Source organism: Sphingopyxis flava (assembly GCF_900168005.1).
GTDB lineage: Bacteria > Pseudomonadota > Alphaproteobacteria > Sphingomonadales > Sphingomonadaceae > Sphingopyxis > Sphingopyxis flava.
The window spans coordinates 1-22,508 of the sequence record NZ_FUYP01000012.1; the positions used below are offsets into that span (position 1 = coordinate 1).

At 65.2% G+C, this 22,508-nt stretch carries 20 protein-coding genes and 2 pseudogenes; 12 read left to right on the forward strand and 10 right to left on the reverse strand.

What is annotated here, in order from left to right:
• Nucleotides 1-285 precede the first annotated feature (285 nt).
• From secB to B5X69_RS11075, 4 genes are all read left to right on the forward strand, one after another.
• Nucleotides 286-804 carry a protein-export chaperone SecB gene (gene secB, locus B5X69_RS11060; RefSeq protein ID WP_079638772.1) on the forward strand — a complete coding sequence of 173 codons (519 nt, stop codon included), beginning with the start codon at nucleotides 286-288 and terminating at the stop codon, nucleotides 802-804.
• Between the two features lie 176 nt (nucleotides 805-980).
• Nucleotides 981-2,591, forward strand: coding sequence for a murein biosynthesis integral membrane protein MurJ (murJ, locus tag B5X69_RS11065; protein WP_079638773.1), 1,611 nt, complete (start codon nucleotides 981-983; stop codon nucleotides 2,589-2,591).
• 3 nt (nucleotides 2,592-2,594) lie between these two features.
• Nucleotides 2,595-3,611: a tryptophan--tRNA ligase gene (gene trpS / locus B5X69_RS11070; protein ID WP_079638774.1), complete on the forward strand. Its 1,017-nt coding sequence runs from the start codon at nucleotides 2,595-2,597 to the stop codon at nucleotides 3,609-3,611.
• A 124-nt stretch (nucleotides 3,612-3,735) separates the two neighbouring features.
• Nucleotides 3,736-4,431, forward strand: a complete 696-nt coding sequence (locus tag B5X69_RS11075; protein WP_176141575.1) for a DUF4136 domain-containing protein — start codon at nucleotides 3,736-3,738, stop codon at nucleotides 4,429-4,431.
• Nucleotides 4,432-4,551: 120 nt separating this feature from the next.
• Here the strand turns inward: B5X69_RS11075 and dnaA are convergent, their stop codons facing one another.
• The 3 genes from dnaA to mutM form a co-directional block, all read right to left on the reverse strand.
• The gene (gene dnaA / locus B5X69_RS11080; protein WP_217699113.1) at nucleotides 4,552-5,916 is read right to left on the reverse strand and encodes a chromosomal replication initiator protein DnaA; all 1,365 of its coding nucleotides are present in this window, start codon (nucleotides 5,914-5,916) and stop codon (nucleotides 4,552-4,554) included.
• A gap of 480 nt (nucleotides 5,917-6,396) precedes the next feature.
• Nucleotides 6,397-6,660, reverse strand: coding sequence for a 30S ribosomal protein S20 (gene rpsT, locus B5X69_RS11085; protein WP_053555971.1), 264 nt, complete (start codon nucleotides 6,658-6,660; stop codon nucleotides 6,397-6,399).
• 178 nt (nucleotides 6,661-6,838) lie between these two features.
• Nucleotides 6,839-7,651 carry a bifunctional DNA-formamidopyrimidine glycosylase/DNA-(apurinic or apyrimidinic site) lyase gene (gene mutM / locus B5X69_RS11090; protein ID WP_079638864.1) on the reverse strand — a complete coding sequence of 271 codons (813 nt, stop codon included), beginning with the start codon at nucleotides 7,649-7,651 and terminating at the stop codon, nucleotides 6,839-6,841.
• Nucleotides 7,652-7,746: 95 nt separating this feature from the next.
• On the opposite strand from mutM, the gene B5X69_RS11095 reads away from it, so the two are divergent.
• The 8 genes and pseudogenes from B5X69_RS11095 (at nucleotide 7,747) to B5X69_RS11130 (ending at nucleotide 13,491) form a co-directional block, all read left to right on the forward strand.
• Nucleotides 7,747-8,484 carry a class I SAM-dependent methyltransferase gene (locus tag B5X69_RS11095; protein ID WP_079638777.1) on the forward strand — a complete coding sequence of 246 codons (738 nt, stop codon included), beginning with the start codon at nucleotides 7,747-7,749 and terminating at the stop codon, nucleotides 8,482-8,484.
• Nucleotides 8,481-10,025 carry a 2-polyprenylphenol 6-hydroxylase gene (ubiB, locus tag B5X69_RS11100; protein WP_079638865.1) on the forward strand — a complete coding sequence of 515 codons (1,545 nt, stop codon included), beginning with the start codon at nucleotides 8,481-8,483 and terminating at the stop codon, nucleotides 10,023-10,025. The genes B5X69_RS11095 and ubiB overlap by 4 nt, the downstream gene beginning before the upstream one ends.
• Before the next feature lie 45 nt (nucleotides 10,026-10,070).
• Complete coding sequence (locus tag B5X69_RS11105) at nucleotides 10,071-10,316, forward strand: type II toxin-antitoxin system CcdA family antitoxin (protein WP_079638778.1); 246 nt, start codon at nucleotides 10,071-10,073, stop codon at nucleotides 10,314-10,316.
• The gene (locus tag B5X69_RS11110; RefSeq protein WP_079638779.1) at nucleotides 10,316-10,612 is read left to right on the forward strand and encodes a CcdB family protein; all 297 of its coding nucleotides are present in this window, start codon (nucleotides 10,316-10,318) and stop codon (nucleotides 10,610-10,612) included. The genes B5X69_RS11105 and B5X69_RS11110 overlap by 1 nt, the downstream gene beginning before the upstream one ends.
• 2 nt (nucleotides 10,613-10,614) lie before the next feature.
• Nucleotides 10,615-11,877: a bifunctional phosphopantothenoylcysteine decarboxylase/phosphopantothenate--cysteine ligase CoaBC gene (coaBC, locus tag B5X69_RS11115; protein ID WP_079638780.1), complete on the forward strand. Its 1,263-nt coding sequence runs from the start codon at nucleotides 10,615-10,617 to the stop codon at nucleotides 11,875-11,877.
• A pseudogene (gene dut / locus B5X69_RS11120) lies at nucleotides 11,840-12,301 on the forward strand (dUTP diphosphatase); the annotation flags it as partial. The gene coaBC and the pseudogene dut, both read left to right, overlap by 38 nt.
• Nucleotides 12,302-12,388: 87 nt before the next feature.
• Complete coding sequence (locus B5X69_RS11125; protein ID WP_079638782.1) at nucleotides 12,389-13,138, forward strand: HesA/MoeB/ThiF family protein; 750 nt, start codon at nucleotides 12,389-12,391, stop codon at nucleotides 13,136-13,138.
• The gene (locus tag B5X69_RS11130; RefSeq protein ID WP_079638783.1) at nucleotides 13,126-13,491 is read left to right on the forward strand and encodes a DsrE family protein; all 366 of its coding nucleotides are present in this window, start codon (nucleotides 13,126-13,128) and stop codon (nucleotides 13,489-13,491) included. Before B5X69_RS11125 ends, B5X69_RS11130 begins: the two co-directional genes overlap by 13 nt.
• Here the strand turns inward: B5X69_RS11130 and B5X69_RS11135 are convergent.
• From B5X69_RS11135 to B5X69_RS11165, 7 genes and pseudogenes are all read right to left on the reverse strand, one after another.
• On the reverse strand, nucleotides 13,488-14,213 hold the full coding sequence (locus B5X69_RS11135; RefSeq protein WP_079638784.1) for a class I SAM-dependent methyltransferase: 726 nt from the start codon (nucleotides 14,211-14,213) through the stop codon (nucleotides 13,488-13,490). The genes B5X69_RS11130 and B5X69_RS11135 overlap by 4 nt on opposite strands.
• Nucleotides 14,213-15,340 (reverse strand): peptide chain release factor 2, encoded by a 1,128-nt coding sequence (gene prfB / locus B5X69_RS11140; RefSeq protein ID WP_079638785.1) that lies wholly within the window; start codon nucleotides 15,338-15,340, stop codon nucleotides 14,213-14,215. The genes B5X69_RS11135 and prfB overlap by 1 nt, the downstream gene beginning before the upstream one ends.
• A 61-nt stretch (nucleotides 15,341-15,401) precedes the next feature.
• On the reverse strand, nucleotides 15,402-17,918 hold the full coding sequence (locus B5X69_RS11145; RefSeq protein ID WP_079638786.1) for a penicillin-binding protein 1A: 2,517 nt from the start codon (nucleotides 17,916-17,918) through the stop codon (nucleotides 15,402-15,404).
• 58 nt (nucleotides 17,919-17,976) lie between these two features.
• A complete protein-coding gene (locus tag B5X69_RS11150) occupies nucleotides 17,977-18,588 on the reverse strand; it encodes a TetR/AcrR family transcriptional regulator (protein WP_079638787.1) in 612 nt (203 codons plus the stop codon).
• On the reverse strand, nucleotides 18,585-19,730 hold the full coding sequence (locus B5X69_RS11155) for a DSD1 family PLP-dependent enzyme (protein ID WP_176141577.1): 1,146 nt from the start codon (nucleotides 19,728-19,730) through the stop codon (nucleotides 18,585-18,587). Before B5X69_RS11155 ends, B5X69_RS11150 begins: the two co-directional genes overlap by 4 nt.
• Nucleotides 19,727-20,980: a D-arabinono-1,4-lactone oxidase gene (locus B5X69_RS11160; protein ID WP_079638788.1), complete on the reverse strand. Its 1,254-nt coding sequence runs from the start codon at nucleotides 20,978-20,980 to the stop codon at nucleotides 19,727-19,729. The genes B5X69_RS11155 and B5X69_RS11160 overlap by 4 nt, the downstream gene beginning before the upstream one ends.
• A gap of 63 nt (nucleotides 20,981-21,043) precedes the next feature.
• Nucleotides 21,044-21,862, reverse strand: a pseudogene (locus tag B5X69_RS11165) (N-acetylmuramoyl-L-alanine amidase family protein); the annotation flags it as partial.
• Nucleotides 21,863-22,508 lie beyond the last annotated feature (646 nt).

Below are 22,508 nucleotides of genomic sequence, written 5' to 3' on the forward strand. Positions count from 1 at the left end.
CGACCAAATCCGCCTGTCTACCCGCCATCATGAAACGCTCCCAAATGTCCGATGAGAGCATATACAATGATGCTTACTTCAGTTCCAGATGACTAGCTGGAGCACCCTGAATCAGCTCGGCACTTCAAACGCCACCCCAGTTTGTTAACCTGAAGCGATTGCCCTGCGGGGCGGGCAGCCCCCATTGTGCTGGCCGCAAGCGGCTGCTAAGCGCGCCCGCAATGCGCGCGCGCTGCCTCGTCGGCGCGGCTCCCATCCCTCAAGATTCCAGCGAAAGTGCAGTTCATGGCCGACGAAACCACCACCGAGTTCAAGCCCGAAACTCTCAGCAACGGGGAAGACAACAGCCCGGCTATCGGCCTGATCTCGCAATATGTGAAGGATCTGTCGTTCGAGAATCCGAACGCACCTGCAGCTTATCAGTGGCAGTCGACGCCGCAGATAGATGTCCAGTTCAACATTAGCGCAGAAGGAGTCGGCGAGAATCTTTTTGAGGTCGCGCTCAAGATCGATGTGACCTCGAAGGCCGACGAAGGCGCACTCTTCGTCATCGAGCTCAAATATGCCGGCCTGTTCGGCGTCCGCAACGTGCCCGATGACCAGCTCCAACCCTTCTTCCTTGCCGAAGCGCCGCGCATCCTTTTCCCGTTCGCGCGCCGCGTGGTCGCCGACGCTGTGCGCGACGGCGGCTACCCGCCGCTGCTCCTTGAGCCGATCGACTTCCACGGCCTGTTCATGCAGCAGGTGCAGGCGCAACAAGGTGAGGGTCCGGGCGAGATCCCCGCGCCCGTCGGCGAGGCTTGAGCCCCATTGCCCTCATCGTCCTTGCGAGGGCGCCGGGTCCGCGGCAATCCAGAGCGGCTCGACGCCGCCCTGACCGGCATTGCGCCATTTAGCCTGAGAGCCCACGACGAAAGCGAAGGGCGTGCGATGACGAAATGCTCTGCCCCCTTGCATTGGCGCCGCATAACCGCCGCGTTATGAGCAGCCTGGTCAAGAGCGTCGGGACGATCGGCGGGCTGACCCTGGTCAGTCGGATATTCGGCTTCGTGCGCGACATGCTGCTCGCACGCGTGCTCGGTGCCGGATTGGCGGCGGATGCCTTCCAGCTCGCCTTCACCCTTCCCAACACCTTTCGCCGCCTGTTCGCCGAGGGTGCCTTCTCGGTCGCTTTCGTCCCCATGTACAGCCGCGCGCTTCACGGCGCGCCGGACGAGGAAAGCGGCGAGGCCGCGGCAGCTCGCTTTGCTGACGATGTACTCGCCGTATTTCTATGGGTATTGCTGGCCTTTTCAGCGGTCATGATGGTCATCATGCCAGGACTCGTGTGGCTGCTCGCGCGCGACTTTCAGGATGTGCCGGGCAAATTCGATCTTGCCGTGTTCCTGAGCCGGGTGACCTTTCCCTATCTGGGGCTGATCAGCCTCGTTGCCATGCTATCCGGGCTTCTCAACGCGCGCTCGCGCTTCGCCCCCGGCGCCTTTGCCCCGGTTCTACTCAACGTGCTTCTGATTTCCGGCATCATCACGGGGTGGTGGCTGCGCGGCGACAGCGACAACGACCGCATCGTGGCGATTGCCCTGGCAGTGTCGGTCAGTCTCGCCGGGGTAGCGCAGCTTGCCTATCTGCTCTGGGCGGTCCGCCGCGCCGGGCTCCGGCTTCATTGGCGGCTGCCGCGCCTCACCCCCGAGGTGCGCAAGCTCGGAATGTTGATCCTGCCAGCGACCTTCGGCGCCGGAATCTATCAGATCAGCCAGTTTGTTGACACCTTCTTCGCCACCTCGCTGCCGCAGGGGTCGCTAACGCTGCTCAAACTCGCCGACCGGCTAAACCAGATGCCGCTTGGCATCGTGGGCATCGCGCTCGGCACCGCGATCCTGCCGATGCTGTCGCGGCATATTCATGCGGGCGACGCCGCAGAGGCGCAGCGATTGCAAAGCAACGCGTTCGAGATGGCGACCCTGCTGACGCTGCCCGCGGCGACGGCGCTGGCAATCTGCGCGCCCGCCTTCACCGCTGCTTTCTTCGTCGGCGGGAAATTCACGGCGGCCGACGGCGCGATCATGGCAAATATCGTCGTCGCACTCGTCGCAGGACTTCCGGCCTATGTGATCGTCAAAATATTGAATCCCGGCTTCTTTGCGCGCGAAGATACGCGGACGCCGGTCTGGACCGCCCTCGCGTCGCTGATCATCAACATCGCGATCAACCTCTATGTCGTCGAGCGCTACGGAATTGTGGGGCTTGCCGGGGCGACGGCAGCGTCGGCGAGCGTCAACTGCCTGCTCCTCTACATCATCCTTCACCGGCGCGGCTGGTTCCACTTCACCGCGCGGCTCGCGGGGCGCATCGTCCGCCAACTTGTTGCGGTGGCAATGATGGGAGCGCTGCTCTGGTGGATGATGCCCATGTTTGCGGACCATTATGGTGGTTCGGCGTTCGAGCGCGCCTGGTCGCTCACCGCGCTTGTCGCTGCTGGCGGCGCGGCCTTCTTTACCGCCGCTTTCCTCGTTGGCGCGCTTGACAAGGATCTTCTCGCCATGCTGACGCGGCGGCGCGCTCGCGACAGAGCGGCGCCGACACAGGAGTAGAGCATGCGGATCGTTTCGGGCATCCAGCCCACCGGGAATTTGCACCTTGGCAATTATCTGGGTGCGATCCGCAACTGGGTGCGAATGCAGGACGATGCCGCCGCGCAAGGCGGTGAATGCCTCTTTTTCCTCGCCGATCTCCACGCGATCTCGATGCCGCACGTGCCCGCCGAGTTGACCGCTAACACGCGCGCGATGACCGCCGCGCTCGTTGCGTGCGGGATCGACCCCGACCGGTCGACTCTGTTCAACCAGGCGCGCGTTCCCGCGCATGCCGAAATGCAATGGCTCCTGAACGGCACCGCGCGCCTGGGTTGGCTCAATCGGATGACCCAGTTCAAGGACAAGTCGGGCAAGAAACGCGAGAGTGCATCGGCGGCACTTTATACCTATCCGGTGCTGCAGGCGGCCGACGTACTGCTCTATCAAGCGACGCACGTCCCGGTGGGCGAGGATCAGAAGCAGCATCTCGAGCTTGCGCGTGACATCGCGCAGAAGTTCAACAATGACTATGCGAGCCCCGAGGCTCCGGTTTTCACGCTTCCCGAGGCGATCATCCCGCCGGGGGCGGCGCGAATCATGAGCCTGCGCGACGGATCGGCGAAAATGTCGAAGTCCGATCCCTCCGACATGAGTCGGATCAACCTCACCGACGACGCCGACACGATGATACAGAAGGTGAGGAAGGCGCGCACCGACCCCGACGTACTCCCGTCTGAAGCCGCGCGGCTCGAAGGACGGGCAGAGGCGCGCAACCTCGTGGGCATCTATGCCGCGCTCGCCGATATGAGCGTCGATGCAGTGCTTGCCGATTTCGCAGGTCAGGGCTTTGGCGCGTTCAAGCCGGCGCTCGGCGAACTGCTGGTCGAGAAGCTAGCGCCAATCAATGCGCGTTTCGTGGCGCTCAAGGATGACCATCAGCTGCTTGATGCCATTCTCGACAAGGGTGCCGAAAAAGCACGCGCTCTTGCAAGGCCGACGCTCGACGCCACCTATGCGGTGTTGGGCCTGTGCCGTTGACCGACCGCTGAACCGGAACTGGTCCGGAACAAAGCTGCGACGAACCGGGTTCAACCAAGGTTAAGTCGCATTGATTTAGTCATGGTATAAAGCGCGGGAAAGTTCGCGTACCGAATCACGGAGCATGACAATGAGCAAGATCACCCTCAGGCGCCTTGGCCTCGCCGCCATGACCGGCGCCGCATTGGCGCTCGCCGGCTGCGCGACACCGTTCAAGGCCGACGTCGCGCGCTTCCAGACGCAGCTTCCGGCCCCGCAGGGCCAGAGCTTCACCGTCGAGGCGAGCAACCCCGCCCTCGAGGGCGGGATCGAATTCGGCCAATATGCCAATCTCGTCGCTGGCGAACTGACCCGCTACGGTTATCGCCCTGCCGCGCCGGGTGAAAAGGCGGATCTCGTCGTCCATATGGATTATGGGATCGACAAGGGCCGCGAGCGCGTGGTGTCCGCGCCGGGCTTTCGCGACCCCTGGTACGGCGGCTGGTACGGCCGCGGCTTCTATCGTCCGGTCATCGTACGCGGGCGTCACGGCCGCCGCTATGTCGCCGGCTACTACGACCCCTTCCTGTGGGGCGGTTTCGGGCCCGGCTGGGGCTATAACGACGTGTCGAGCTACACCGTCTATACAAGCGACCTCAATCTGCGCATCGACCGCGCTTCGGACGGCTATCGCCTGTTCGAGGGCCGCGCCGAAGCACAGTCGCGCGACAATGACCTTGTCGACATCGTCCCCAACCTGATCCAGGCGATGTTCACCGACTTTCCCGGCAATTCAGGCGAGAAGGTCCGCATCACGGTGGCGCCGCCCGAAAAGGGTTGACCCGCGATCGGCGTCAGATCGAAAAAGCCCGCCTTCCACACCGAAGGCGGGCATTTTCATGTCAAGCATGCCGGAACCCCGGATGATTGACCGTGGCGGGACCCCCCTGCCCCCTCAAGATCAGCTGTTCAGGCTGCGCCGGATAGCCGCGATTTCGGCGTCGAGTTCGCTGTCGGTGAGGCGCAGCGCCTCAACGGTGCGCACGGCGTGGATCACCGTCGAATGGTCGCGCCCGCCAAAGCGACGCCCGATTTCCGGATAGGAGCGCGGCGTCAGCTCCTTCGCCAGATACATGGCGACCTGCCGGGGCCGAGCGACCGCGCGGACACGGCGCTTCGAAGCCATTTCGGCCTTGTCGAGCCGATAATGGGCACAAACCGCGCGCTGAATCTCGTCGATCGTGATGCGCGGGCGCGCGCTGCGCACATTCTCGGCGAGCCGGTCCTCGGCGAGCGTCAGGTCGACGCGCGCTCCGGTGAGGGCCGCATAGGCGAGCAACTTGTTGAGCGCGCCCTCGAGCTCGCGGATATTGCGCGTGAAGTGCTTGACCAGATACGCGATGACATCGTCGGGCACGTCGACCATGGGCATCGCCGCGAGCCGCTGGCGGATGATGCGTTCGCGAAGGTCATCCTCGGGCGCCTCGATATCCGCGACAAGTCCGCCTGACAGGCGCGACAGCAGTCGCGCCTCGACGCCGTCGAGCATCGCCGGCGGGCGGTCTGCGGTGACGACGAGACGTTTGCCCGCGGTCATCAGATCGTCGATCGTATGGAGCAATTCCTCCTGCGTCGAATTCTTCCCGATCACGAACTGGAGATCATCGAGCAGCAGCAGATCGGCTGCGCGCAGCCGCGCCTTGAACGCCATCATGTCGCCGCCGCGCATCGCGCCGACAAACTCGAGCATGAACTTTTCCGCCGACATCAGAATGATTGTCGCCCCAGGGTCGATCGCAGCATAGCTTTGCGCAATCGCGTGCAGAAGGTGCGTCTTGCCTTGTCCGGTTCCGGAGCAAAGATAGAGCGGATTGAACTGCGGCACCTCAGCCATCGCCATGCGGCGGGCGGCATTGGCAGCAAGGATGTTCGAGCGCGCGACGACGAAGCGGTCGAAGCTCAGACGGACATCAAAGGGTGAGGCAGCTGCCGGCGTCAACGCCGCTGGCGGCTGGAGGCCGGGCAAAGATGGCGGGGGCGTCAGCGCCGCCGCGCTGCGCTCCGGGAAAGCAGTCCCGGCGCGAACAAGCACCGAGCGCACTGCAGGCAGATGATGCCGCCATGCAAGTTCCAGCCGGTCACCGAATCGCTCGTTGATCCAGTTTGCCGAAAAGCGGCTCGGGGTTTCGAGCGTCACCACGCCCGAGAGTGAACAATAATCGGCAAAGCGCACGGGCTTTAGCCAATGATCGAACGTGCGGACGCCGAGGTCGCGGCGCAGCCCTTCGGCGACCCGCGGCCAGAGCGTTGCGGCATCGCCGCTCATCGCCCTGTGTCCCGCATGACCGTCATGTCTGCTCCTGCTTTCCATCGCTTGCGCCGCCCCCTTCGGTCCCCCGTCGCCCCCACGCCCAGCCACCCCACGCGCCGATCCTCCGCCCGCGGCAAGCGCAAGCGTCCCAAGCGGGACAAGCCCGAAGGAGTCGAATCATGTTCATGTGGCGGCCGTCGGCGAAGGCCAACGACCCCCTTGTCTAGGCAGGAGTGGGAGACGGGATCAAGGCCGCGACGCGTAAAATATCTGAAATAAAATTCTTGACTCGCAGTACCCCTCGGAAATGCGAGTATGAGGCAATTATTGCTATATTTTCAGTGGTTTAAAGATGATGCAAATCTGACGCCTGAACGAATCGTGATGAATCCGTCACTTACCGCGCTGCAACAGACGCGAGTTTTCGACGGACAAAAAAAGACCCGCCGAGAGCACCCGGCGGGTCTTTGAATTTGATGCGCAGCGAAAGCCGAATCAGGCGATCGCGTTGACGCTCTTCGTCAGGCGCGAATATTTGCGCGCGACGGTGTTCTTGTGAAGCACACCCTTGGCGACGCCGCGCGCCATCTCGGGCTGAGCCGCCTTCAACGCCGCCGCGGCGGCATCCTTGTCGCCCGCGGCGACGGCGGCTTCGACCTTCTTCACCAGCGTGCGGATGCGCGAGACGCGGTTCTTGTTGACGATCGTGCGCGCCGTGTTGCGACGGATGCGCTTCTTTGCCTGCGGCGTATTGGCCATAAGTTCCTCAAAAATCCAATCGGTTCAACGGTCGGAGCACAGCCGAATGCGGAGCAGCCGAATCGCGCGCGGGCGGCGAATCAATGTCCGGATGCGGCCGGTTCCGGATGACCGGACCCTGCTCGAAGGGTGCGCCCATAGCCACGAAGCGGGAGCGGGTCAATGCTTTTCGGCCCCATCAAGGCTGGCATTTGGGGCAATAGAAGGTCGAGCGCCCGCTCTGGACGATGCGCGCGATCGTCCCCCCGCATTCGCAGGCCTCGCCTTCGCGCCCATAGACGCGCCACTCCTTCGCAAAATAGCCAAGGTCGCCTTCGGGACTGAGGAAATCGCGCAAGGTCGACCCCCCAGCCGCAATGGCGGCCGCCAGCACCGCCTTGATCGCGGGCGCGAGCGCCGTGAGCCTCGCCTTGGGCACCTCGGCGGCGGGCTGCAGCGGCGAGATGCGCGCCATGTTGAGCGCCTCGCAGACATAGATGTTGCCCAGCCCGGCCACGACCGTCTGGTCAAGCAGCATTGCCTTGATCGGCGCGCGGCGCCCCGAAAGCAGACGCGCGAGATATGCAGCGTCGAAATCATCGGACAGCGGTTCGGGACCGAGCGTCACAAAGGCCGGGAAGTGCGCCAGCGGGTCGCCCGTGACGAGATCGACCGAGCCGAAGCGGCGCGGGTCATGGAGGAAGAGCCGATGGCCGCCCGCGGTTTCGATCAGCAAATGGTCATGTTTTCCCGCCGCGCCGCCCTCGGTGCGCCAGCGGCCCGACATGCCGAGGTGGAAAATCATATGATCGTCGCGGTCGGTCGAGACGATGCCGTATTTGGCACGGCGCGACAGCGCCGTCACGGTCGCGCCGGTCAGCCGCTGCGCAAGATCGGCTGGAAAGGGCCGGCGAAGGTCGGGACGGAAGGTTGTGACGGTCACAAGCTGCTGCCCTTCGAGAAAGGGTGCCAGGCCGCGGACGGTCGTTTCGACTTCGGGGAGTTCGGGCATCAGGTCTGCGGCGCTACGCGCCATTTGCGCGGGCGGCAAGGCCCAGCTAAAGGCGCTGCAGCACTTCCGCACTCCCCCTCGCAAAGGCGCGACACATGGCTACGCCCGATACCGTCAGCTTCGGCTATGAAGAGGTTCCTGCCACCGCCAAGACCGCGATGGTCGGCGAAGTATTCAGCCGCGTCGCGCGCAAATATGACATCATGAACGACGCGATGTCGGGGGGCATGCACCGGCTATGGAAGGATCGCTTCGTGCGCCGCGTAAAACCGCGCGCCGGAGAGGCGATCCTCGACATGGCGGGGGGTACGGGCGACATAGCCTTTCGCATGGAGCCATCGGGGGCGAGCATCACGGTCGCCGACATCAACCCCGACATGCTGGGCGTCGGGATGGAGCGCGCGGCCGAACGCGGCATCACCAGCCTCGTCTGGTCCGAGCAGAATGCCGAGAAGCTGAGCTTTCCCGACCAGTTTTTCGACGCCTATACAATAGCCTTCGGCATCCGCAATGTCACCGACATCCCGGCCGCACTCGCCGACGCACACCGCGTGCTCCGCTATGGCGGGCGCTTCTTCTGCCTCGAATTTTCGACCAATGAATGGCCGGGCTTTGCGCAGGTTTATGACGTCTATTCGCACCATCTGGTGCCCAAGCTCGGCAAATTGATCGCGCAGGACGAGGACAGTTATCGCTATCTTATCGAATCGATTCGCCGCTTTCCGCCGATGCCTGCCTTCGCGCAGATGATCCGCGAGGCGGGGTTCAGCGCGGTGAAGTTCGAACCGATTCTGGGCGGGCTGGTTGCCATTCACAGCGGGTGGAAGGCTTGACCCGTCCGCTCACGCATATCGTCCGCCTGTTGCGCTGGGGCCGCATTCTTGCGCGCCACGGAGCGCTGCGCGGCATCGAAACGGCCCCGCAGACCCCGCCAGGGGTCAAGCGGCTCTGCCGGATCGCGCGGCTGGGGACGATCCAGCCGAAGGTGCCCGATTATGCCGCGGCCTTTCAGGCGATCGGACCCGCGGCGGTCAAGCTGGGGCAGACGCTCGCAACGCGCCCCGATCTCGTCGGCGAGGAAGCCGCGCGCAACCTGTTGACCTTGCAGGACGCGCTGCCCCCCGTCGCCTTCGAGCGCATACGGCAGGAGGTCGAGGCAAGCTTCGAAGCACCGCTCGAAAGCCTCTATGCCGAATTCGACCCTGACCCCGTGGGATCGGCTTCGATCGCGCAGGTCCACCGCGGGGTAACGACCGATGGGCGAAAAGTCGCGGTGAAGGTGCGCCGCCCCGGCATCGACAAGCAGTTCGCCCGTGACATTGAAACTTATGAATGGGCGGCGGCGCATCTTGAGGCCCTCGGCGGCGAGGCAAGCCGGCTCCGTCCGCGGCAGGTGATCGCCAATTTCCGACGCTGGACACTACGCGAACTCGATCTGCGGCGCGAGGCGGCGTCGGCATCCGAACTCGCCGACGCGATGACTGGCGTGCCCACCTATGAAGTGCCCGCGATCGACTGGGACCGAACGAACAGCCGCGTGATGACGCTCGACTGGATCGACGGCATCAAAATCTCGCACCGCGATCAGCTCCTTGCCGCCGGGCACGACATGGAAGCGCTCGCCGCAAACCTCGTCCATGCATTTTTGCGGCAGGCGATTGCCGAGGGCTTTTTCCACGCCGACATGCATCAGGGCAATTTGTTCGTGAAGGCCGACGGGACGATCGCTGCGGTCGATTTCGGCATCATGGGGCGGATAAACCGGCAGGCACGCTATTGGCTCGCCGAGATTCTCTATGGCCTGACTACGGGCAATTACCGGCGGGTCGCCGAGATTCATTTCGAGGCGCAATATGTGCCCGACTATCACAGCGTCGAGGAGTTCGCGACGGCGCTCCGCGCAGTGGGCGAGCCGATGCGCGGCAAGCCCGTGAGCGAGCTCAGCGTCGGGCAGATGCTCGACGGTCTCTTTGCCATCACGCGCGATTTCGACATGCAGACGCAGCCGCATCTGCTGCTGCTCCAGAAGACGATGGTGATGGTCGAGGGCGTAGCGACGATGCTCAATCCCGCGATCAACATGTGGGACGTCTCGGGACCGTTCGTCAGCGCGTGGATCCGCGACGAGCTCGGCCCCGAAGCCGCGCTTGCCGACGGCCTTCGCGAACAGGGCAGGACGCTGGCGCTGATCCCCGACATCATCCGCCGCCTCGATGCGCAATTGCCGCGTCAGGGCGCCGCCCCTCCCGCCCCGCCGCTCCCCGACATTCCGCTGATGTGGGAGCCGGGCGAGAAGCACGTCTGGTGGCGCTATGCGCTGACAGCGCTGATCGGCGCGGCTGCGGGCGCAGGGCTGATTCACTGGTTGGGTTGAAGACCAAGTTCGATGCGCATATCTAATGCGCAAGGAGAATGGGTGATGAACCGTCCTGCGCGATTCGAGGGGCCTAAAAGGCCGACCAACGTGTCGCTGAACGCCGAATTGGTTGAAGAAGCCAAGAGGCTGGGCATCAACGTCAGCGAAGCCTGCCAGACCGGCCTGGCCGCCGAGGTGAAGAAAGCGCGCGAGGCGGCATGGAAGGAAGAGAATCGCGCCGCCATCGAAAGCTGGAACGCTTACACGCGCGAACATGGACTGCCGCTCGCCAAATATCGGCTGTTTTGATGGCGCAGTTCGACGTCCACCGAAGTCGCGACGGGAGGGCGCTGCTGCTCGACTGCCAGAGCGACCTGCTGGGACATTTCGACACGCGCCTTGTCGTGCCGCTGGTTCCGGCGCAGTCGGCACAAAAGCTGTCCCGCCTCCATCCGGTCTTCGAGATCGAAGGTGAGCATCATATCATGGCAACACAGTTGGCGTCGGCCGTCGACACACGGGAATTGGGCGCCCGCGTCGCGTCGCTGGGCGACCGGCGCTATGACATATTGAACGCAGTCGACATGCTGCTGACGGGAGTGTGACGATGGCGGCCAAACGCATATTGCTCATCATCGGGGGCGGCATCGCGGCCTACAAGAGCATCGAACTCGTCCGCCTGCTCCGCAAGGCGGGGATGACCGTGCGCTGCGTCCTGACGCGCGCGGGCGAGCAGTTTGTGACGCCGCTGACCCTCGCGGCGCTCAGCGAGAACAAGGTCTACACCAGCCTGTTCGACCTCAAGGACGAGGTCGAGATGGGGCATATCCAGCTTTCCCGCGAGGCCGATCTGGTCGTCGTCGCACCCGCGACGGCCGACCTGCTCGCCAAGATGGCGGCGGGCATCGCCGACGATCTGGCGACGACGCTGCTGCTCGCCACCGACAAGCCCGTGCTCGCGGCGCCCGCGATGAATGTCCGCATGTGGCTCCACCCGGCGACACAGCGCAACGTCGTCACGCTGCGCGGCGACGGGGTGACGGTGATGGAGCCCGACGAGGGCGAGATGGCGTGCGGCGAATATGGCCCGGGCCGCCTTCCCGAGCCCGAGGCGATCAAGCAGGCGATCGACGACGCGCTCGCTCGCGCTCCCGCCGCGGTTCCGCTGACCGGCCAGCCCGATTTCGCACCCGCGAACCACCGCCCGCTCTATGGCCGCCGCCTTCTGGTCACCGCTGGTCCCACGCACGAGCCGATCGACCCGGTGCGTTACATCGCCAACCGGTCGAGCGGGAAGCAGGGTTTTGCGATCGCCGCGGCCGCCGCTGAAGCAGGGGCCGAGGTGCTTCTCGTCGCAGGGCCGGTGCCGCTGCCCACCCCGCCCGGCGTCGTCCGTATCGACGTCGAAACCGCCGTCGAGATGGCCGCAGAGGTCGAGGCGGCCCTGCCCGCCGATGCCGCGATCATGGTTGCCGCCGTCGCCGACTGGCGCGCCGCCGACACGCGCGCAAAGAAAATCAAGAAGGACGGCAGCGGGCATGTCCCGCCGCTCGCGCTCGCCGAAAATCCCGACATCCTCGCCGGGCTCGCGAGGAGCGCCAAGCGCCCGCCGCTGCTGATCGGCTTCGCCGCGGAGACCAACGACGTGATCGATCACGCCCAGGCGAAGCTTGCCAGAAAGGGGTGCGACTGGATTGTCGCCAACGATGTTTCCGCCGACCCGATGGGCGGCGAAACCAACCGTGTCCACATTGTCAGCAAGGACGGTGTGGACAGTTGGGACCGACTGCCCAAACAGGCCGTCGCCCGCAAATTGATGGAAAAGATCGCCGATGAGCTCGACAAATGTTCACCCGCTGATTCCGATTGAGATCCAGATCCAGCGCCTGCCCAACGGCGGCGGCCTGCCGCTGCCCGCCTATGCCTCGGAAGGCGCGGCGGGGATGGACGTGGTTGCAGCCGAAACGCTGACGCTGCGTCCCGGCACACGCCACGCGGTCGCGACCGGCTTTGCGATGGCAATCCCCCCAGGCTACGAGGTCCAGGTGCGCCCTCGCTCGGGACTGGCTCTCAAACATGGCATCACCTGCCTCAATACGCCGGGAACCATCGACAGCGACTATCGCGGAGAGGTGAAGGTGATTCTCGCCAACCTTTCCGGAGATAATTTCGAGATTCGGCGCGGCGACCGTATCGCGCAGCTGGTGCCCGCCCCGGTCCAGCGCGCGGCCTTCACCGAGGTCGGGGCGCTCGACGCCACCGCGCGCGGCGCAGGCGGATTCGGCTCGACCGGCGTCGCCACCGCAGCGGCCGAAGCCGAGGACAGCGCCCCGGAAGGCGTCGGATCCTTGGCGACGATGAAACTGCGGCGACCCTGACCCTTGCTGTCGGATGCCGAACTCGACCGCTATGCGCGCCAGATCATCCTCCCGCAGTTCGGCGGTGCGGGACAGACGAAGCTGAAGACAGCGCATGTCGCGGTGATCGGCGCGGGCGGAATCGGCTGTCCGGCGATCGCTTATCTGGCAGCCGCAGGGACTGGCCGGCTGACGATCATCGACCATGATGACGTCGAACTGTCGAACCTCCATCGCCAGCCGCTGTTCGCCGACGCCGACATCGGGGCGCCCAAGGCCGAGGTTGCAGCGCGGGTTGCTAGGCGCATCAACCCTCACGTCGAAGCCATCCCGCGCGTGGAGCGGCTCGACGCGGGCAATGCCGAAGCGCTGCTGGCAGACGCCCGGCTGATCCTCGACGGCTGCGACAATTTTGCGACCCGGCTGGCCGTGAATCGTGCCTCGGTCGCACTCCAGATACCGCTGCTCTCGGCTGCGATCGGGGCGTTCGAGGGGCAGGTTGCGCTTTACGAGGGCTGGCGCGCCGAAAGCCCCTGCTACGCGTGCCTCGTCGGCAATGACCCGAACCGCGAGGGGATCAATTGCGCCGAGACGGGCGTGATGGGCGCGCTGCCGGGGATGATCGGCACGACCGCGGCGCTCGAGGCGGTGCGTGCTCTTACCGGGTGGGGTCGTCCACTCAGCGGCCGGCTCGCAATCATCGACATGTTGGAGCGGCGCTGGCGCGAAGTCGCCGTGCCTGCGGACCCTGGGTGCCCGATATGCCAAGGTTGAACCTGATCGTAGCGAGCGCCGACGGATCGCGCCTCTATGCGGCACTCGAGACCGCGATGGCGGCGGCAGCGCTAGGCCAGCCCGTGCGGCTCTTCATGCAGGGCGAGGCGGTCGCGTTGCTTTGCGCGCCGGTCGAATTTGCGGGCGACGCGGCGCGCGTCGCGGCGGGCCAGCCCGACCTTGCGCAGATGATCGCTGAAGCCGCGGCGATGGATGTCGCCATGATCGCCTGCCAATCGGGCATGACGCTCGCTGGCCTTACGGCGGGCGACTTGGGATCACACATACGCGCCGGCGGGCTCGTCGGCTTTCTTGCAGGCGTCGGGCCGGACGACCGGCTTATCGCCTATTAGGGATTCTTGCAGACGCTGATCGCTGCAGGATCGGGGCGCTTGCCCGTGGGCACGAAGCGCGCGAGATAACCCCCTGCGGTCTGCTTGTCGTTATAGGAAAGCAATTTGTAGCCCACCGCCTGGAACTCGCAGACGAGCAGGCGAAACGGTGTCCCGTGCTGCGCAATCGGGCGGTCGCCATCGACAACGATCACCTGCCCTCCCTGACGCAGGGCAGGTCGCAGTCGCCAGAGAAAGGCATAGGGTTCGCCGATCTCGTGATACATATGCACCATGAACACGCGGTCGAAGCTGTTCGCGGGAAGCCGCGGATCGTCGACCGCGCCGAGTTTCAGCGAGACATTGTCGAGCCGTTCGCGAGCGACGCGATCGGCGAGTCGCTCAATCACCTCGGGCTGGATGTCCTGCGCGAGCACGCGCCCATCGGCTCCGACCCGGCCTGCAAGGCGGACGGTGTAATAGCCGTCGCCCGCGCCGATGTCGGCAACGGTCATGCCGGGGCGGACGTCGGCCAAATCCATGACGTCATCGGCTTCGTTGACCCGGTCGCGCGCCTCTTCGGTCGACCATTTGGTCGAGGTGATCGGCGCGACCGGACGGTCGGCGGGCGGGAAATCGCGCGCGGTTTCGATGCGGTCACCATCGTCCTGCCAGGGCGCATCGCAGCCGCCGAGCAACGGTGCAAGCGCCAGTGCGGCGAGCAAGGCCGCGCGGGGCTGCATCAGTCGATGTCCTCCACCTCGACCTTTTCGCCCGTCACCTTTTGTGACAGCGCCGCTGCCATGAAGGCATCGAGCGCGCCATCAAGGACGTCGCCGGGAGCAGTCGAGGTCACCCCGGTGCGCAAATCCTTCACCAGCTGATATGGCTGGAGGACGTAGGAGCGGATCTGGTGGCCCCAACCTATCTCGGTCTTCGCCTGATATTCGCCGCTCGCCTCGGCCTCGCGTTTCTGAAGCTCGGCCTCGTACATCCGCGCCTTGAGCATGTTCATCGCGGTGGCACGGTTCTTGTGCTGCGAACGGTCATTCTGGCTGGCAACGACAATGCCGGTCGGAATGTGCGTGATACGCACGGCTGAGTCGGTCGTGTTCACGTGCTGGCCGCCCGCGCCCGAGGCGCGGTAGGTATCGATCTTGAGATCGCTCTCGTTGATGTCGATCTGGATATCGTCGTCGATCACCGGATAGACCCAGACCGACGAGAAGCTGGTATGACGGCGCGCCGAGCTGTCGTAAGGCGAAATGCGCACGAGGCGGTGCACACCGCTCTCGGTCTTGGCATAGCCATAAGCGCTTTCGCCCTTTATCAGCATTGTCGCCGACTTGATGCCCGCCTGCTCGCCCGCCTGATATTCGACGAGTTCGACCTTCATCCCGCGCTTTTCGGCCCAGCGCATATACATGCGCTGCAGCATTTCGGCCCAGTCCTGGCTTTCGGTGCCACCGGCGCCCGCGTGGATTTCGATATAGCAGTCGTTGCCGTCCGCCTCGCCTGCGAGCAGCGCCTTGATCTTGTCCTGTTCGGCGCGCTGCGCGAGAGCAGCGAGGCTGGCGACAGCATCGTCGATCAGCGCCTCGTCGCCCTCCATCTCGGCGAGTTCGATCAACTCGACCGTGTCGTCGCGCTCCTTCTCGATAGCGCGCGTCGCATTGATCGCCTCATCGAGCCGGCGGCGTTCGCGCATGACCTCCTGCGCCGCCTTGGGGCTGTCCCACAGCGTCGGGTCCTCGACCTTTGCATTTAGCTCGTCGAGCCGGCGCACGGCGCGGTCCCAGTCGAGGAATCGGCGCAGCAATGCCAGCGCGGCGTTGATCGTATCGATATGATCCTGCGCTTCGGCGCGCATGTTCTTGCTCCTGAATTCAATGGGTCCCGGCCATAGAGGCTCGGGCGCCGGTGACAAGCCGTCAGATGATTCCGCCGCGATCGTCGAGGAAGTCGCTGTCGCTGCGCCGCCCGCTGCTCTGCTCCACCGGTGCGTCCTGTCGCGGGGCGGGTTTCGACGGCTTGATTTCCTCTTCGCGAATTGTCCGCCGGGGTTCGCTTTCGGGCTTGAACGCTTCCCAGATAATCGCCGCCTTGGGGTCGCTCCCCGGCCAGCTACCATAGACACGGCGACCCGATTGACGGTCGATACGAACCATGCGGATACCCTTGGGCGCGGTGAAGGGCACCGGCTGACGGTCGGCCAACGCTTCGAGGAAAAAATCCTTGAACACGGGCGCGGCGAGGCTGCCGCCCTGCGCATAGCCGCCCATGTTGCGCGGCTGGTCAAAGCCGAGATAGAGGCCCGCGACCACATCGGCGGTGCCGCCCATGAACCAGACATCCTTCGGCCCCGTAGTCGTCCCCGTCTTGCCGAACAGGGGAACACCGAGGTCGCGAAGGCGCTGCGCCGTTCCGCGCTGTATGACGCCTTCGAGCATGTGGACGACCTGATAAGCGGTCATCGGATCCATCAGCTGCTTGCCCGACGGCGCAAAACGGGGCATCGGTCGGCCGTCCCAGTCTTTCTGGTTACAGCCCTCGCACGGGCGCCAGTCGCGCGGAAAGATCACCTTGCCGCGGCGGTCCTGGACATAGTCGATTACCCGCGGCTTCAGCGCGCGGCCGTGATTGGCAAGCATCGCATAGGCGTTCACCAGCTTTTCGACTGTCGTCGTACCGGCACCGAGCGCAGTCGAGAGATAGGGTTCGTGCGTGCCGATGCCCATCGTCTTGATCGTCTCGACAATCGGCTCCATTCCGACCTGGCTTGCGGTGCGGACGGTCATCAGGTTGCGCGACTGCTCGAGCCCCCAGCGCATCGTGTGCTGGCCCGCCCCGCCCGCCCCGCCATAGTTGCGGAAGCATTTGTTTCCGAGGTTCGCGCCCTGATAGACGCAGAATGGCCCGTCGACGATCATCGTCGCGGGGGTCATGCCATTGTCGAGCGCGGTCGCATAGACGAAGGGCTTGATGGTCGATCCTGGCTGGCGCTCGGCCTGCGTTGCGCGGTTGAATGGCGAAAGCCGGACATCGAAACCGCCCTGCATCGCATAAATGCGACCCGAATGCGGGCTTTCCACGACCATGCCGCCCGACACCTCGGGAATGTTGCGCAACGCATAGACGCCGGGCGAGGTCGCCTTGACAGCGATCAGGTCACCGGGTTTCATCGCCACAAAGGCGCTTGTCCCGCGCTTGCGATAGGCCATTTGCGCAGCGCTGGCGGGCAGCCGCCCGGTCGTGCCGTCCGAAAATCCGAGACGTGCTTCGCTGCCGGTCTTGGAAAGCACCGCGGCGATGCGCCAATTATCATAGCTGATCCCGACGAAACTCGAGGCGAGCCGGCTCTGCCACTGCGCGTCGGCCTCGATCGTCGCGATCGGCCCCGACCAACCCTTGCCAGCATCGTAGCGGATCAGTCCGGCGCGAAGCGCTTTCGCGGTGGCCTGCTGCATCTTGTCATCATAGGCTGTGCGCACCCAGAGGCCGCCTGCATAGACGCTGTGCGGCCCGTCCTCGGCGGTTTCGCCGAACTGGTCGATCAGCTGGCGCCTTACCTCTTCCATATAATATCCGCCAACCTGCGCGACCGCGCGGTTGCCCGTCTCGGTCAGGCCGAGCGGCATTGCCTCTGCAGCGTCACGCTGCACGGGGGTGATCCAGCCGTTGCGGGCCATTTCGCCGAGTACGAAATTGCGCCGCGCCAGCGCCCTCGCCGCGTTGCGGGCGCGTCCATAGGTTTCGGGCGCCTTGGGCAGAATGGCGAGGAAGGCCATTTCGTGCAGCGCCAGCTGATCGACGTCCTTGTCGAAATAGGCGCGGCTCGCCGCCTGGACGCCGAAGCTGCGCCGTCCGAGCGGAATCTCGTTGAGATAGAGCTCGAGGATCTGCTCCTTGGTCAGCGCCGCCTCGATGCGCGTGGCGAGGATCGCCTCGCGGATCTTGCGCGTGTAGCTGACCTCGTTGGTCAGCAGCAGATTCTTCGCGACCTGCTGGGTGATCGTCGACGCGCCGATGGGGCGGCCGTCATTTTTGAGGTTGGTGATGATCGCGGTCGCAATGCCCGGATAGTCAATACCGCCATGCTCGAAGAAGGTGCGATCCTCTGCGGCGAGGAAGGCGCGGACGAGGAGCTGCGGATATTCACTATATTCGAGCTGAACCCGGCGCTCGCGCGCATAGCTGTGCACCGGCTTGCCCTCGCCGTCGCGGACCATCGTCGGCAGGGGCGGCTCATAGTCGCGAAGCTGGTCGACCGAGGGCAGGTTGCGCGCGAAGATGATCCAGATGAGGATGAACGCGAGCAGCCCGGCGAGCGCCAGCCAGCCGAGCAAGCGGAACCAGCGGCGCGTCCACATATCGCGCAGCCAGGCCATCGCGGCATTGCTGTCGCGGCGTAGACGGTAGCGGAAATGGGAAGAGGCGTCGGCGACCATAGGGTTCCGCCTCTAAAGCCTGCATGGCCGAAAGGGAAGCATGGTTGCGGTGGGCGGCTCAGCGCGGCGCGTCGAGATCGGTGAGCGCGGCATCCAGCATCGCCGCGACGTCGGCGAGCGCTGCGTCGGGTGCGATGCGCGTTTCCTCGTAGAGCATTTCGTCGGCCGCGAAGCCGATCTCGACGGCAAGGCGCAGGCGGCGCCACAGGACCTCGGGGGCGACGCCGGGCAGAAAGGGGGCGCAGGCAGCGGCGAGGCAATCAGTGACGCTCCGGTGCGATTCGAGGCGGACATGCGCGAGCGCCGGCGTTGCATGCAGCGCGCGCAATATCCAGACTGCGCCCGGCTCGGCGCGCGTCACCGCGGCGGTATCGGCCAGCAGATCGCCGATATGCCCGGCCATCGCGGCAATCCCCCCCGCAGCATGCCGCTCGACCCACTCGTCGAGCACGGCGTTCTGGCGCGCCATCAGCCGCCGTCCGAGCGCTTCGAGTACCGCATATTTGTCGGCGAAATAGCGATAGAGCGCCGGCGGGCTGACTCCCGCGCGCGCCGCGATGAGGTTCGTCGAGATGCGCTCGATCCCGACCTCGGCGAGCAATTCTCCCGCAACGTCGAGCAGCCGCTCGCGCGTGGCAGCGGCGCGCGCCTGTTTGGGGGGCGGCTTCATCGTGCGCGGCCGCGCGCGCTGACCGGCCAGATGTCGACCAGCGTATCACCCGCGACCACATGATAATGGTCGTAGAGATTGACCGTCGGGTCGCAGTGCGGGACGGTCAGCGTTACCGGATCGCCCGCCGCGAGCAGGGTGCCGATGTCGGGCGCGATCAGCGCCGCATGCTCGTCACCCATGAAGGCGAAGAAAGCGTCTTCGGGCGCGCCGCGTCGCACCACCGCTAGCCCGCCGTCGGTCGACAGCGACTTGAAGCCTGCGTCGATGGTGACCAGCCCCGAATGATTTGCGCTGACCACGCGCGCGTCGACGCCGAGCGAGGTCTCGAACGGCCGGCTGCCGTCGCCGGTCAGATCGCAGTCGTTATATTGTTTGTCCATAAAGACATAGGAGCCCGCCTGCAGCTCGGTGAAGACGCCGAGGTCGAGGTCGATGCGGTGGGTACCGGTGCCCGATCCGGTGACGATAGCGGGGGTAAAGCCCGCATCGGTGAGCCCGGCGATGACCGATGCCAGATAATCGGTTCGCTCGACGATCGCGGCGCGGCGCTCGGCATAATCCTCGATATGTTGCTGCGACCCGCAATAAAATTGGACGCCCCGGTAGCGAAGTGCAGGAAGCCCCCTGACCGTGCGCGCCAATTCTACCGCCTGTTCCGCCGAGGCGACACCGGTGCGTGCAATCCCCGGATCGATATCGATTACAACGTCCAGAGTAGCGCCTGTCGCGGCGAGCGCCGCCGCGAGGCGCTTGGCGACCGCCGGGTGATCGACCACCGCCATCAACCCTTCGCCGCGCGCCGCGAGCGCGGCGAGGCGCTCGATCGCGCGCGGCGCGGCGACCGGCGAGGTGATGAGGATGCCCGTGATGCCGCCGTCCGCCAGGACCTCGGCCTCGCCGATCTTTGCGCAGCACACCCCGAATGCACCGGCGGCAAGCTGGCGCTTTGCAATATCGACGCTCTTGTGTGTCTTGGCGTGGGGACGCAGGCCAACCCCCTTCGCCGCCGCAAGCGCCGCCATCGCCGCGATATTGCGGTCGAGCGCTTCGACGTCGAGCACAAGCACCGGCGTGTTGAGATCGGCGCGCGACCCTTGGCGGCCGATCAGATGCGCGTGGAGGGTGAGATCGTCAATCATGAGAACAGCACCTCCAGATGAGGATTCAGAAACTTGCCCGCGGGATCGGCGGCGCGGCGCACCGCGCGGTATTGCTCCGCCATCGGATAAAGCGCATCGACGTCGGCGCGGCCCAGCGTGTGGCGCTTTGCCCAGTGCGGCCGACCGCCGTGGGCGCGAAAAATCGCTTCGGCGGCCGCGAAATGGTCCGCCCACGGCATCTTCGCATATTGGTGCATCGAGACTGCGGCGACCGGCCCCGCATTCATCGGGCTCATCCAGATATCGTCCGCCGCGACGGTGCGATATTCGAAGGGAAAGGTCACGGGCAGGCGCCCCTTGCGAATCCGCGCGACCACCTCGTCCAGAGCGGCAAGCCCCGCGGTGCGCGGCAGTTCATATTCCATTTCCTCGAAACGGATCGTGCGGTCCGAGGGGAAGATCGCATGCGCGGGGCCACGGCGCCCGCCGTCGAAGCGCGTCCGCATCATCGCGCGCTGGAGAAAGGGAGTCAGAAAGGGCAGTTTCGCCGCGACATCAAGGACGCGGCGGAAGGCGGCTTCCTCCATGTCGGCGGTCGACGCGGGCGGATCGCAGGGATCGCAGGGCGTGAGCGTCTTCAGGATCACCATGTCCGCATGGGGGAAGAACCAGAATTCGATGTGGCGATGCCGGTCCGCGAGTTCGTCATAGCTTTCGCGCACCTCCGCCCAGCGCCTCTTCTCGATCCGTTCGGCGAGATGGAAGGCGGGCACCACTGCCGCTTCGATTTCGGTCGCAATGCCGAACAGGCCCAGCGACAGGCGCTGCGCCTCATACAGATCGGGGTTGGTCGCGGCGTCGCACCAGCGCATCTCGCCATCGGCGCCGACCAGCCGAAAGCCGCGCGCAAAGGTCGCAAGGCTGCCGAGATCGGCCCCGGTTCCGTGGGTGCCCGTCGCCATCGCCCCGGCGAGCGATTGCGGATTGACGTCGCCTTGGTTGGCCAGCGCCAGCCCCTGGGCCCAGAGCGCCGCCGTCAGACGCTTGATGCTCCAGCCGGCCGGGATGCGCGCGGTCCGGCGGTCAGGGGCGACCCCTATCTCCCCTTCCATCGCGTCGAGCGCGACGATCAGTTCGTCCGATTCGCAAAGTGGCATGAAGCTGTGTCCTGCGCCGACCGCGCGAACCTTGCGTGCTTCCCGGACCAGCGCGGCGAGTTCACCCTCGTCGCGCGGCCGCGCCAGCGTCGCGGCGGCCGTCACGCTTCCTGACCAGTTGCTCCAGCCCATGACCTTTCTCCGCTGCGATGGTGCGGAAGCTGGGGCGTTGCAAAAAGTTAGTCAAGACTATATTTATCGAGTGCTATCCTGACGCTCGTCGGCAATCCGGCGGGCGAAGTGAATCTGGACGGCCTCACGCACCCCGCGCGCCACCTTTTGCTGGCCGGCCCTTGAGGTGAGGAAGGCGGCGTCGTCCTTGTTCGACAGAAAGCCCGTTTCGAAGAGTACCGACGGCGTGTCGGGCGCCTTCAGCACCACGAAGGAGGCGAAGCGGTGCGCATTGCTGCGGAACGGCACCTCGTTCGCCGCCTCCCGCTGCAGCAGACGCGCGAAGTCCGACGCGACATTCATGGTTTCGCGCTGCGTCAGGTCGAGCAGGATCGACGATACTTCACCGCCATGCGCGCCGAGGTCGACGCCGTTGATGATGTTTGCCTTGTTCTCGCGCGCCGCGAGCTTCGCCGCCTCGCGGTCCGAGGCGACTTCGGAGAGGGTGAAGACCGATGCGCCGCGCGCTTCCTCATTCTCGGCTGAATCGGCGTGGATCGAGAGAAAGAGATCAGCCTTCAGCCGCCGCGCGATGCCGTAGCGCTCCTCGAGCACGAGATAACGGTCGTCACCCCGGGTGAGCGCGACGCGCACACGGCCAGTTGCGACAAGCTGATCCCGAATCGCACGCGCAAGCGCGAGCGTCACATCCTTTTCCCGGCGACCGCCATAGGGAGAGATCGCGCCCGGGTCGTGTCCGCCGTGCCCGGGATCAATAACGACGAGCGGCAGGCGTGCATCGTCCGGGCCCTCAACCCGCGGCAGCGGCGGCGCGGGCTGCGGTTTGCCGATCGGCACGGTGACCGAATAGCGCTTTGCGGGCGGTCTTGCGCGAAAACTCGCGGACTGGAGGAGGCCCGGCCGCGGCGCCGGCACTGCGCGCGCACTATCGCCGGCGGACACCGGCGGCGTCAGCAGCGTCGCGCTCAACAGGAATAAGAGGCCCATGGAGGCGACTATGACGCCCAGCGGGCTTTGGTCCAGTGCTTATTCCAAAAGAGCCGCTTTCCTGCTGCATCCAGGCGTGAATCAGCGCGGCTGACGCCCGATTTTTCCTGTCCGGCGGGCGCGAAGGCGCGTGTGCATTGTTGCAACAATTGATCCGCGATCCCATCTTTGTGCGGAGGCGGAGGTTGCCGTTGGTCCGTGCCGATGCTAGCAACGCCACCATTGACGGTGCCTTATCCGGTCCGTCCGGCCTTTTTGAGGGGAAAGGCGCCGATCTCGCGAACCTGCGAGACCGCTGCAGCCCTGGCGCCGGACATGCGGGAAAGGGCGACCTGCCGTCAGTCCACCCGGTTGACCGGACAGCGGAGCCATCCTGCCCCCTGCTCGCTCATCCCGTAACAGGTTGATGCCGCATGAGGCTTGCCATGCCCTCTTCTGATCCCGGCGCGGGCGCCTTTGCCCGGACCGTCGCCGGATTCGAAGACCGCATGCGCGTCCAGGACCGGACGCAAGCCCCTCGCTGCAATAACGTCTTTGTTCT

Coding starts and splice junctions, on each gene's coding strand:
- B5X69_RS11130 (WP_079638783.1), top strand. CDS start 13,126: ATGCCAAGGTTGAACCTGATCGTAGCGAGCGCCGACGGATCGCGCCTC.
- mutM (WP_079638864.1), bottom strand. CDS start 7,651: ATGCCCGAACTCCCCGAAGTCGAAACGACCGTCCGCGGCCTGGCACCC.
- prfB (WP_079638785.1), bottom strand. CDS start 15,340: ATGCGCGCCGAAGCGCAGGATCATATCGATACGATCAACGCCGCGCTG.
- B5X69_RS11095 (WP_079638777.1), top strand. CDS start 7,747: ATGGCTACGCCCGATACCGTCAGCTTCGGCTATGAAGAGGTTCCTGCC.
- coaBC (WP_079638780.1), top strand. CDS start 10,615: ATGGCGGCCAAACGCATATTGCTCATCATCGGGGGCGGCATCGCGGCC.
- B5X69_RS11105 (WP_079638778.1), top strand. CDS start 10,071: ATGAACCGTCCTGCGCGATTCGAGGGGCCTAAAAGGCCGACCAACGTG.
- B5X69_RS11145 (WP_079638786.1), bottom strand. CDS start 17,918: ATGGTCGCCGACGCCTCTTCCCATTTCCGCTACCGTCTACGCCGCGAC.
- secB (WP_079638772.1), top strand. CDS start 286: ATGGCCGACGAAACCACCACCGAGTTCAAGCCCGAAACTCTCAGCAAC.
- B5X69_RS11075 (WP_176141575.1), top strand. CDS start 3,736: ATGACAATGAGCAAGATCACCCTCAGGCGCCTTGGCCTCGCCGCCATG.
- murJ (WP_079638773.1), top strand. CDS start 981: ATGAGCAGCCTGGTCAAGAGCGTCGGGACGATCGGCGGGCTGACCCTG.
- B5X69_RS11150 (WP_079638787.1), bottom strand. CDS start 18,588: ATGAAGCCGCCCCCCAAACAGGCGCGCGCCGCTGCCACGCGCGAGCGG.
- B5X69_RS11160 (WP_079638788.1), bottom strand. CDS start 20,980: ATGGGCTGGAGCAACTGGTCAGGAAGCGTGACGGCCGCCGCGACGCTG.
- B5X69_RS11155 (WP_176141577.1), bottom strand. CDS start 19,730: ATGATTGACGATCTCACCCTCCACGCGCATCTGATCGGCCGCCAAGGG.
- dnaA (WP_217699113.1), bottom strand. CDS start 5,916: ATGAGCGGCGATGCCGCAACGCTCTGGCCGCGGGTCGCCGAAGGGCTG.
- B5X69_RS11135 (WP_079638784.1), bottom strand. CDS start 14,213: ATGCAGCCCCGCGCGGCCTTGCTCGCCGCACTGGCGCTTGCACCGTTG.
- rpsT (WP_053555971.1), bottom strand. CDS start 6,660: ATGGCCAATACGCCGCAGGCAAAGAAGCGCATCCGTCGCAACACGGCG.
- trpS (WP_079638774.1), top strand. CDS start 2,595: ATGCGGATCGTTTCGGGCATCCAGCCCACCGGGAATTTGCACCTTGGC.
- B5X69_RS11110 (WP_079638779.1), top strand. CDS start 10,316: ATGGCGCAGTTCGACGTCCACCGAAGTCGCGACGGGAGGGCGCTGCTG.